This is a genomic window from Martinezella miluonensis, assembly GCF_900094545.1.
GTDB lineage: Bacteria > Pseudomonadota > Alphaproteobacteria > Rhizobiales > Rhizobiaceae > Rhizobium > Rhizobium miluonense.
Genome location: NZ_FMAH01000038.1, coordinates 52,782 through 63,754, shown reverse-complemented (window position 1 = coordinate 63,754; position 10,973 = coordinate 52,782). Strand labels below are relative to the sequence as shown.

At 58.9% G+C, this 10,973-nt stretch carries 9 protein-coding genes and 1 pseudogene; 3 read left to right on the top strand and 7 right to left on the bottom strand.

The window, feature by feature from the left end:
- The 7 genes and pseudogenes from GA0061102_RS24935 to GA0061102_RS24905 all read right to left on the bottom strand — a co-directional run.
- A pseudogene (locus GA0061102_RS24935) lies at nucleotides 1-888 on the bottom strand (ISL3 family transposase); the annotation flags it as partial.
- Nucleotides 889-910: 22 nt separating this feature from the next.
- Nucleotides 911-1,309, bottom strand: a complete 399-nt coding sequence (locus GA0061102_RS24930; RefSeq protein ID WP_245298129.1) for a hypothetical protein — start codon at nucleotides 1,307-1,309, stop codon at nucleotides 911-913.
- 18 nt (nucleotides 1,310-1,327) lie between these two features.
- Nucleotides 1,328-2,296, bottom strand: coding sequence for an aliphatic sulfonate ABC transporter substrate-binding protein (locus tag GA0061102_RS24925; RefSeq protein ID WP_092854186.1), 969 nt, complete (start codon nucleotides 2,294-2,296; stop codon nucleotides 1,328-1,330).
- Between the two features lie 116 nt (nucleotides 2,297-2,412).
- On the bottom strand, nucleotides 2,413-3,153 hold the full coding sequence (locus tag GA0061102_RS24920; RefSeq protein ID WP_245298130.1) for a gamma-glutamylcyclotransferase: 741 nt from the start codon (nucleotides 3,151-3,153) through the stop codon (nucleotides 2,413-2,415).
- A gap of 108 nt (nucleotides 3,154-3,261) precedes the next feature.
- A complete protein-coding gene (locus tag GA0061102_RS24915) occupies nucleotides 3,262-4,575 on the bottom strand; it encodes an LLM class flavin-dependent oxidoreductase (RefSeq protein WP_092854184.1) in 1,314 nt (437 codons plus the stop codon).
- A 20-nt stretch (nucleotides 4,576-4,595) separates the two neighbouring features.
- Nucleotides 4,596-5,603 (bottom strand): LLM class flavin-dependent oxidoreductase, encoded by a 1,008-nt coding sequence (locus tag GA0061102_RS24910; RefSeq protein ID WP_092854182.1) that lies wholly within the window; start codon nucleotides 5,601-5,603, stop codon nucleotides 4,596-4,598.
- Nucleotides 5,604-5,696: 93 nt separating this feature from the next.
- Nucleotides 5,697-6,323: a GNAT family N-acetyltransferase gene (locus tag GA0061102_RS24905; RefSeq protein ID WP_092854180.1), complete on the bottom strand. Its 627-nt coding sequence runs from the start codon at nucleotides 6,321-6,323 to the stop codon at nucleotides 5,697-5,699.
- A 245-nt stretch (nucleotides 6,324-6,568) separates the two neighbouring features.
- Between GA0061102_RS24905 and GA0061102_RS24900 the strand changes: the two genes are divergently transcribed.
- From GA0061102_RS24900 to GA0061102_RS24890, 3 genes are read left to right on the top strand one after another with little or no spacing between them, the layout of a single operon-like run.
- On the top strand, nucleotides 6,569-7,567 hold the full coding sequence (locus GA0061102_RS24900) for an LLM class flavin-dependent oxidoreductase (RefSeq protein WP_092854178.1): 999 nt from the start codon (nucleotides 6,569-6,571) through the stop codon (nucleotides 7,565-7,567).
- Between the two features lie 52 nt (nucleotides 7,568-7,619).
- Nucleotides 7,620-9,257: an ABC transporter substrate-binding protein gene (locus tag GA0061102_RS24895; RefSeq protein WP_245298128.1), complete on the top strand. Its 1,638-nt coding sequence runs from the start codon at nucleotides 7,620-7,622 to the stop codon at nucleotides 9,255-9,257.
- Between the two features lie 40 nt (nucleotides 9,258-9,297).
- On the top strand, nucleotides 9,298-10,920 hold the full coding sequence (locus GA0061102_RS24890) for an ABC transporter substrate-binding protein (RefSeq protein ID WP_092854174.1): 1,623 nt from the start codon (nucleotides 9,298-9,300) through the stop codon (nucleotides 10,918-10,920).
- The last annotated feature ends 53 nt before the right edge of the window (nucleotides 10,921-10,973 follow it).

Below are 10,973 nucleotides of genomic sequence, written 5' to 3'. Positions count from 1 at the left end.
CCTGTTGACGAAGGGCATGGAGCATATCAAAGGTTTTCTGGCGCGATTGTCTATGCGCCATGCGAGCCCGACGGTGTTGTGCCGTGTTGCTGGCGATCGTGTCTTCCGACAAAATCGGTCTGACATGAGCATGACCGGAAAGGCTCATCTGCTCCTTGATCGCGGCTCGAAGGTTTTGAACCAGATGGAAGCGATCGGCCACCTGCCGGGCCTGGGGTGCGCCCTCCCGGGCGGCCCCTGGGCATAGAGGCCACATCGATCTCGGCTGACAACCTCGATAGATGGGCGTTCTTGCAACCATGCCTTTGCACTTTCCACGCTGCGGTCGTCCAGAATATCGATGACTGACCGGCGCTCAAGGTCGATTATAATGGTGCCGTAGTGCGAGGATTGCCGCCAACTCCAATCATCTATACCCACAACTCGAATATTGTCGTCTCGCCTGGGTTTGGGAGCATTGCGCTTCAACTGCCGCAAGATCGTGTCGTCGCTAATCGGCATTCCGAGCCGATTCATCAGGTTTTCTGCAGGGCGACCGCCCATCCTGTGCCCGACCAAGTCCACGATATCGGCCATCCGCACTGTACGATGTGCATAGGGTAAAGCAATTTTGGATAACTGATCTGTGAAAGTTCGCCGCGGGCATATCGGGTGTTTACACTGCCACCGGATCAGCGCGAGTTGGATTTTCACAGCCTGTCCCTGAACAGGCAAGTCCTGAAGGCAGCGTTTGTGCCAGCCATGTCGATGTCGGCTTTTCACGCCGCACTCCGGGCAGACACCGACGGGTTTCGCAGCGGCGGAAACAATCCAATTTTCTTCATCATGAAGGGTGACATCCAGAATTCTAACCCCTGGGCCGGGTGACCAATTCGATTTCGTTTGCATTTCCGCAGATAGCAACTGTGCGCTAACACCCTGTTAACCACAGACTTTGAGGGAGAACCCCTTTAAGAGCAAAGCGACAGCGGGCAAGCCCGAAATAACCGGTAATCGCGCCTGCAATCGTGGCAGCGGCTGCACCGATGATAAACCCAAGCAAGACCCTGAATGTGGTGATACCGATGTGGCTAAGGAGTTCGCCGGAGTTCCAGAGCCTCCACAAGGTCACGGCGACCCTGGATGGCGGCGGCATGAGCCTGCCGGAAAACCACCCTGCCGCAACGGTGATTTCCCAGATCAGCAGTCCGAGCAGCGGTAACACGACGGCCACCATCACCTTGCCGATCGCTCCGGAAATGGTCGACGCCGCGATTGATCGCGGCGTTCCCGCTTCCGTCTTGATGCTGGCCTCGACTAAGTCCGTCATAGCGATGGCTGGTACTCTCTATTGGGTTTTCCCGACCGCGAAACGATCATCGATCAGCTCGTTCGTGACCTTGCGGATATCGACATCCGCCGGCAGAACTCCGGCGCTTTGCAACGCAAGGCCGGCTTTCGATATCGTGTCACGCTGCTGGTCGCCGATGGTGGATTGGGAGATGTCCGTACGTTCCAGCTGCTTGGCGATGACATCGTCCGGCAGCTTGGCCGCTTCCACCAGCGCCGCCTTCAAAGCTGCGGGATTGGCAATCGCATCGGCCCGCGCCTGCTCGTAGACGGCTATGACACGCTTGACGATGTCGGGATGTTCGGCAGCGAACGTCTCAGTGGTATTGAGCACGCCCCATGTGTTGTTTTCGGGCTTGCGATAAAAGAGTTTAGCCTTGTCTTCCACTTCGGCCGAAGCCATTAGCGGGTCGAGCCCTGCCCAAGCATCGACGTCGCCGCGCAGAAGCGCCAGCTTGCCATCGGCATGCTGCAGCAGCACCAGTTTCACATCCGATTGCTTCAGCCCGGCATCCGCCAGGGCGCGAACGAGAAAGATATGCGGATCCGTGCCGCGTGTGACGGCGATGGTCTTGCCTTTCAGATCTTGAACGGTGGAGATAGAGCTGTCCGCGCGAGTGACCAGGGCCGTCCATTCGGGGCGCGAGTACACGTAGATCGATTTCACCGGATTGCCGTTGACGCGCGCGATCAACGCCGCAGCACCTGCCGTGGACCCAAAATCGATCGAGCCGGCATTCAGGAACTCCAACGCCTTGTTCGAACCGGCGGACTGTACCCAGCGGACGCTGATCTTGTCCTTGGCGAATTCCTTTTCCAGCAAACCTTCCTTTTTCAGAAGAAGGCCGACTGGGTTATAGGTCGCCCAGTCAATCCGAATTTCGGAAATATCGGCCGCTCCAGCCGATGGCAGCCCCAGCCCAAGGGCAACCGCAACACCCATTGCCGCCGCGCGAAACAAGCCCATCTGATCCCTCGCTCTAATATCCCATCAATATGCGTCGGCAAACCTAGGACCTGAGGCAGCAATGCGTGAAAGCCATAAAGTCTATTTCTATCGAATTTATAGAAATATCTTTCTTGTTATCCACCTGCCACGCCTTCCGATGCGTGGATCGCTCTGAGCTCGCCCGCAACCAGCTTTTGAAGCCTCCATAGGTTAAGGTCCCGAATCCCCCAAGCCTCGAGATGTTTCACCGTCAAATAGAGATATTCCGCACATGAGCCTCTGGGGCCGCAAGCGCGTGCCAGGATGCCGGCCACGGTCTCCAATGGCAGCTTGGAAGTCACGTAGCTTCCCTTTGGGTCGGCCCAGAAGACCAATGCTCGCACCGGACCTTGATCGGTCTGCGCCCTTGCCCAGCGAATAGTGGCCGCGGCTTCAATGGTTCCGATTTCGCGGCGAAGCATACGCTTGATCTGGCCCAAACGATCACTGTCATCCAACCTGAAAGCCACCCCCTTGCAGTATCCGCCTCGCTTCAATGCGAGCATGAGCCCCGGCTGTGTCAGCGATCCCCGCCACCGTGTCATTCGCAGGCAGAAGGAGCGATGCCATCCCTTGACCGCTGCCACACGCGCTTCCACGGCATCGAAATCGGGCTTCCAGATTAAGGAGCCATAAGCGAAGACCCAAAGCGCATCGCCTTGCGACTCCTCATGGAGCCGCAAGGCCAGTTCGTCCAGTTCAACTTCCGTGATCGGTATGTGCTGCGGGTCCGGTCCCGGATCAATCTCATTTCGCAAACTCAGAGCGACGAGCTCATCGGTCAGATCCATGCGGGATTGATCGACGACGCCTTTGACGCCATCATCCTCAATCATTTCTCGTCCATTTCCGCTGCTGGCGATCCAACGCTCGGCTCCAGGCTGGCGGTTTGCAGCCCTGCCCGCTGAAAACGTTTGGATCCTGCGAGAACCGAGCGCCACCATTCATCCCACCGCCGCCAAGCCGGATGAGACTGCTTCCGATGACGGGCCGCCCAGACCGAGATTGGAACGCAGCGTTTCTCCTCGGTACTCCGTACGATAGACGCCCCGCTCCTGCAGCAGCGGCACGACTTTCTCGACGAATTCATCAAAGCCGCCGGGCGTCAAATGAGGCGCAAAGACAAATCCATCGGCCGCATCGGCCTGTACATGCCGATCGATCTCGTCCGCAATGCTCTCCGGGGTTCCGACGAAATGTTGGCGCGCGGTGACACGAATGGCCAATTGGCGAATGCTCAGCTGATCGCGATCGGCAATCTCACGCCAGAGGCGCGCTGTCTCCAATCGGCTTTTGATGTCCTGGTTGTTTGCGCGCCCTTGTGCCAGGCTCGAGCCGGAGACGTCGGGTTCGATCTCAGGCAATGGCCCATCCGGATCGTAGTTCGACAGGTCGCGGTTCCAGACCTGTTCGAGAAATACGATGGAATTCTTTGGACTGACTTGCTGCAGGCGGATCGCGTTCAGCTTCTCCTCGGCATCGTCCTTCGTATCACCGATCACGAAATGGGCGCCGGGGAGAATCTTGAGGGCGTCGGGACTGCGGCCATATTTCGCCAATCGCTTTTTCACATCTGCATAGAAGGCCTGCCCGGCCTCGATCGAGCCGTGACGGGAGTAAATGAGGTCGGCGTGGCTGGCTGCCAATTCCCTGCCTTCATTCGAATCTCCGGCCTGTGCGATTACCGGAGTGCCTTGCGGCAAGGGCGCCAGCTGCGACCGTCCGGCGATATCGAAATGCTTGGAGTGGATCGAAAACGCACCACCACGCCATATCGCCCGCGCCGCCTCGATGAATTCGCGAGCGCGCTCGTAGCGCTCGCCATGCGGCAGGTGATCGCCGCGGCGGAAGTTTGCGCCGGTAAAGGCGCCCGGCGAGGTGACGACGTTCCAACCGGCACGGCCACCGGACAGTAGATCGAGCGTCGCCAATTGGCGCGCGAGCGGATACGGCTCATTGAAGGTGGTCGTCAGCGTGCCGATCAGGCCAACATGTTCCGTGATGGACGCAAGAGCAGTCAGGATCGACAGGGTATTGGGCCGGCCGGCCACGTCCAGTTCATGGAAACGACCCTTTTGCTCGCGGATGCGCAACCCCTCGGCCAGGAAAATGAAATCGAATTTGCCGCGCTCCACGGTCTTGGCGAAATGCCGGAATGACGAAAATTCGATCTGGCTTCCTGCCGCCGGATCGCTCCAGACGGTGAAATTGTTGACGCCTGGAAACTGGGCGCCGAGAATAACCTGCTTCTTCGCCATGGACTTCGCTCCTTTAAAACTCAAGCCGCCGCCGTGAACCGGTTGGTCGCCGCCGGCAGGCCAAACCGATCTCTCAGTGAGCCATTTACGGGCGCACGAACGAGCAGAGCGGCTCTCAAGGCCGGCAGAAGCTCGTTGCTGAGATAGGTCACTTGCTGAGCCGGATCACTAAGCAACAGGCGAATACCGGTGACGCCAGATCGGGCTAGCCCGGCGATTTGTGACGCCAGATCAGCGGTGGATTGCCACCCGGCTTCCAGAGTGACGTCGGCAATGAAAACCCTTGCCCTGTTGGCGGCGGAGCTGCGGATTTCCTCCACCGTGTCGCCGATGTCGACTGCCCCCAGGCGCAGGAAGACAACATCGGCGGCAGCGGCGGTGAGGAGATCTTCGCCCCTACGGTAGGTTACGGCGGTTACGGGCTGACCTTGCGGCGACCGAGGTGTAATGGAGGGGCCGAGAATTTCAAATTCCGCCCCTTCAAAATTGACGTAATGCAGCTTGGAGCCATCGAGAAAACGCTGGCTCTTCTGGTCGCGAATGATCGCTCCATCCTCCCAGCTATCCCACAGACGCTGGATGGCCTCGATCGCATCCCGGCTGTCCCGCTCCAAAGCGGTGACTTGCGCTGGAGGAAAGCCATCAAGCTCGCCGAGTGTTAGCCTCGCCTGTGCCGCCTGTACCTCACCATATCGCTGCACAAGCAGTCCTGCCCTTCCCTCGCTCACGAAGTCGAGGGTCGCGATTGCAGTCGAGACGTGAAATGGTTCCAGGAAATTGACCGGTGCACCGGCGATGATGCCGATATTGCGGCTGCGCGGCGCAAGCCAGTTGGCAAGCAGCACAGCATCGAGACCATCGCCCTCGGCGCGGGCAAATCCATCCTCGAGCGTTACATAGTCGACGACATTGTCTATCCGCGCGAGGAGTGTTTGCCAATGATCGCGCGGGCGTTCATGCTTGCTGGCCGAACGTGCGGCGATATCGAACCCGATGCCGACAGTCAGGCCGTTTGCATTGGTGGTCATATAAGCTCCTGTCTGCTCCTGATTTAAACTCGGGCGGCGCTCGGGCGCTTCGCTTCAGATGTTCGGCCGACCGTACCCTGGTCTTCCGAGGTCTCAGGCCGCGGAAGCCTGGTATGCCGCCAGCCGTGCGGTGATCTTCTGCTCCTGCCCGGCCTTCAGCGCAGTCACGCGCGCTGTCGCCTCCTCAAAGGAAGTCGCCGGCGGATAGATCGGCGTCGAACCGACCTTGCCCGCCTTCGCACCGATTAGCTTTTCAAACGGCAGGGAGCGATAATAGAGGGGGTCGACCGTCGTATCGAAAAGCGGGCGATAGCCGAGCGAAACATAAAGCGCGACTGCCTCCGGCTGGCGGAAGCCTGTCGACAGATAAGCGCGCGTATAGCCAAGTTCGGCCGCGCTTTCCTCCAGCGCGACCACTATTTTGCGGGCAAGCCCCTGCCGGCGCAGCGCCGGATGTGTCCATATGCGTTTGAGTTCGGCTGTCTCGTCATCGTGACTCATGAACGCCCCGCCTGCGATGGTTTCGCCGTCGCGTTGTAATAAAAGAAAATCGCCGAGCGGCGGCGAAAATAGTGCGACGGGATAACGCAGGATTTCCGCCCGTGCGCCGCCTGGCCGGCTGGCAGCGCCGTACCGGCCGTCATACTCGCTGACTAGACCTTCGATCAGCGGCTGAGTTGCCGGCTCCAGAAGAGAAGAACGGACGATGATATCGGTCACGGAAACGCCTCCAATAACGGCCTGAAGGCTACTGGAGGTAGACTGCAGTCGGATCATCCCGACCTGCCGCTCTCTCAATGCCGCTCAGTGCTTCACGCTTCTAAGATGCATGATTGCTGAAGCGCTTCGCACGGCATGATCTTTCATTGTGCAGCCGACGATTGAAACATCATTGCTCGATTCAATAGTCCATTAAAAATATAGATTATAGCAATTAATGTTGTCGCCGATTGCCAAGAGGACAGATGTCTTACGCCCTGAGTTTTCTCGACAAGAGTCCGATTGATGGGTTCGAGCGTGCATCGCAAGCATTGCGCCGCAGCCTTGCGCTTGCCAGGCGAGCCGAAGAGCTAGGCTATCGGCGCTTCTGGGTGGCTGAGCATCATAATTCCCCCAAGCTCGCAAGCTCCTCCCCCGAGGTATTGATCGGCTACCTACTGGCAAATACGAGACGCATCCGCATAGGCTCCGGCGGCGTAATGCTACAGCATTACAGCGCCTACAAGGTTGCCGAGAACTTCAATCTGCTGGCGTCGCTGGCACCGGGGCGCGTCGATCTTGGGGTCGGCAAAGCGCCGGGCGGGCTTCCGCTTTCGACCGGGGCTCTCCAGAAAGCATACGATCCCTCCCGCAAACCATCGTTCGAAGAGCAGCTGGCCGAACTGGATGGTTTCCTGCGCCATGAACAGGGCGCCGAAGACAAAACCGAGCACCTCGCCGCCTTTCCAGCGCCCGACGAGCCGCCCGGCCGCTTCCTGCTCGGCGCGAGCCCCGACAGCGCGAGATTGGCGGCTCGTCTCGGCTGGGGCTTTGTCTATGCGGGTCATATCCATGGTGACGACGAAGCGATCTCGCAATCGCTATCGGCCTACCGGCAGGCGGGTGACAAGACTGCCCTGCTTGCGGTCAGCGTGGTCACGGCCCCAACGACCTCGCTGGCCGAGGGTCTCGTCGGCGACACGCGCCGATTCCACCTGCAAATCAAGGATGGACAAAGCGTCAATGTCGGCAGCCGCGAGCAGGCGCTCGAATATGTCCGCCAGGCTAGCGCGACCGACTATCGGATCGAAGAGAGAAGCCCGCGCGTCATTCGAGGAACGCCCCCCGATGTCCATCTGGAGCTGCAGCGCCTTCACAAGGGATTCGGCATCGAAGAATTTGTGATCGACTGCCCGGTTTCCGAAGGTGCGCACCGGCTTGGCACTATCGAATTGCTGGCCACGCGTAAGGCCGCAGCCGCCTGATTGGGAGGCGGTCCAAGATGACATCGGCCAAAATGACATGGGAAAGAATGCCGTGGTAACCAGAAGAGATTTTCTGAAGAGTTCAGCGATTGCTGCTCTGTCTCTGTCTGCCGGACTGCAAGCGACCGACACGCTGGCGGATGACAAGCCTGCGCGCGGCGGGTCCCTGATCTGGGGCGTGGAGACGGAACCGACCACGCTCAATCCGCATCTGAACGGCCAGGCCAAGGCGAAACTCATCCTGCGCAATGCCTACGAATGCCTTCTCGCCCGCTCCCCGGATGGCGGTTATGTGCCTTGGCTGGCGAAAGAGTATACGGTATCCGAAGATGGCAGGACCTATACCTTCAATCTCCGCGATGACGTGAGTTTCAGCGACGGGGAGAAATTCGACGCTGCAGCCGTCGTAACGAATTTCCAGAAACTGAGGGAGCCGCTCTATTCCGGCAGTATCAGTGCCGGCCACGTCTCCCACATTTCCGAGGCAATCGCGCTCGATCCTCATACGGTCGTACTCAAGCTCAACGACGTCTATGCGCCATTTCTCGATGGCGCGACCAGCATCGAGATCATCTCGCCGAGATCATTCTCATCGTCGCAGCTGAAGGCAGGCGGGCCTGACATTGCAGGCACCGGTCCTTTCATCCTCGATCGTTATGTCAAAGGTCAAGAAATCCGTTTCATTCGAAACGCGGCCTATAATTGGGCTCCCGGCAATGCCGGTCACCAGGGGCCGGCCTATCTCGATGAAGTGGTCTATCGCTTCCTGCCTGAATCGGCCGTTCGAACCGGCGCGCTGACCTCGGGCCAGGTGCATGTCATCGAGGGCATTTCCGGCAATGACGCAGCACTTTTCCGCGACAATCCCGATTTCACCTATCAAAGCGCGCTGAATACCGGCACGCCCTACACGCTTTACCTGAATGTCACCAACACCCCGACGAGCGACGTCAAGATACGCAAAGCCTTTCTTGCGGCGATCGATGTCGAGCGGATTATTCAATCCGTCTATCGTGGCGAACGCAAACGCGCATGGGGCGTTCTGACACCTGCGGACACCGATTTCTACGACAAAAGCATCGAAGGCAGCTACGGCTTCGATATCGATCTCGCCAAGAGATTGCTTGACGAGGCCGGCTGGACGAGCAGAGACGGCGATGGCTTCCGGACGAAGGTCGGTAAACGGCTGACGATCGAGATCGTCCAGTCGCAAGCGACCTTGCGCGATCAGCGCGACGTTCTTCTCGAGGCCGTTCAGGCGCAGGCCAGACAGAATGCCGGCATCGATGTCGTCTTGCGCTATGTCGACTCCGGAACCTATGCGAACAGGCAGAACGACGGCCAATACGGCATCATTCCGAACTCCACCACGACGCAGGAAAACGGCCTCACCCTCTATTTTCATTATCTGCCACGCGAGAAGGGCGGATCGATCAATTACAGCCGCACCGTGGCACCTGAAATATCCGCCTGGCTCGCCGAGGCCGCCTCTACGCTCGACGTCAAGAAGCGCTTCGAGATCTATTCGGCACTGCAACGTTTCGCACTCCGCGAACAGGGGCTCGGCCTGCCGCTTTATGTTCCGGAGGATCAAATCGCCGCGTCGGCCGAGGTCAAAGGCATCGGCTTTCGCCCATTCAAGCGCCTTCCCGAAAACGTCTATGACGTTTGGTTCCAGCGGCAAGCCTGAGTTTGGGTTCTCAAAGATTTTTCAAAGGAGATATCGATAAATGATTATTCGCAGACATTTTCTAAGCCTGACCGCCGCCATGCTTGCGACTTCCATGCTGTCAGGCCTTGCAATGGCAGCGGACGGCACGCCGGTCAGCGGCGGCAAGCTGACATGGGGCGTTGAGACGGAACCGGCTACGCTCAATCCGCAGCTCAACGGGCAGGACAAGACCAAGCTGCTGCTGCGCAACGCCTATGAGTCGCTGCTGGCGCGGACTGCAGATGGCGGCTACGTTCCCTGGCTTGCAACCGAATACAAGATCTCCGACGACGGCAAGACCTACACGTTCAAGCTTCGTGACAATGTCACCTTCACCGACGGGCAGAAGCTCGATGCACAGGCCGTCATCACCAATTTCATCAAGCTGAAGGACGCGGCTTATAGCGGCAGCGTGAGCGCCGGCCCGGTCTCGCGCATCGTCGAAGCGAAAGCACTGGACGATCATACCGTCTCCTTCACGTTGAACCAGGTTTATGCGCCCTTTCTCGATTATGCCGCGAGCCTGGAAATCCTTTCGCCCGCGGCTTTCAATTCGACGCAACTGAAATCCGGCGGACCGGAGATCGCGGGAACCGGTCCCTTCATCCTGAAGCGTTATGCAAAGGGACAGGACATTCAGTTCGTCAAGAACCCGGCCTACAATTGGGCGCCAAAGACTTCGGCTCATAACGGCCCGGCCTATCTGGATGAGGTGACCTACCGCTTCCTGTCCGAATCCTCCGTTCGAACCGGAGCACTCACCTCCGGCCAGCTCGACGTGATCGAAGGGATCGCCGGCAACGATGCCAGCCTTTTCAAAGGTAACTCGGACTTCAGCTATCAGACGGCCCTCAATACCGGCACGCCCTATTCGCTGTTCCTCAATGTCACCTGGGGACCGACCCAGGATCTCAAGGTACGCAAGGCTCTGATATCAGCCATCGACGTCGATGCGGTGCTGAAAGCCGTCTATCGCGGAGAACGCACCCGCGCATGGGGCATCACATCGCCGATCGATCCGCAATTCTACGACAAGAGCATCGAGGCGGCATATAAACCTGATGCCAAGGCGGCAAATGCGCTTCTTGACGAGGCTGGCTGGACCGCGCGGGACGCCGATGGCTTCAGGACGAAGGATGGCAAGCGGCTGACCATCGAGGTCATCCAGGCTCAGGCGACGGTGCGCGATCAGCGTGACGTCCTGCTGCAGGCCCTGCAGGCACAGGCACGCCAGAATGCCGGCATCGATCTCAAGATCGTCTTCGTGGATGCCGGCACCTATACCGATCGGCGCAAGACCGGTCAGTTCGGCTCGATCGCCAATTCCAATACGCCCACGGATGCGATCGACATCGAGTATCACTATCTGCCGCTCGATAAGGGCGGTAGCATCAACTACAGCCGCGCCTTCGCACCCGAACTGTCGCAATGGCTGAACGAGGCCGCTTCGACGCTGGACCAGAAGAAGCGCTTCGATCTCTATTCGAAGCTGCAGCGCTTCGCCATTCTCGACCAGGCCTATGCCCTGCCGCTCTACGAGCCCGAGGATCAAGTCGCGGCAGCAAGCTATGTGAAGGGCGTCAGCTTCCGGCCCTTCAAGCAATTGCCGGAGAGCGCCTACGACATCTGGCGCAGCGAATGAACCGTACCGTCAACACATATCCCCGGCAACGCAAACGGTCGGGGACAGTGGAG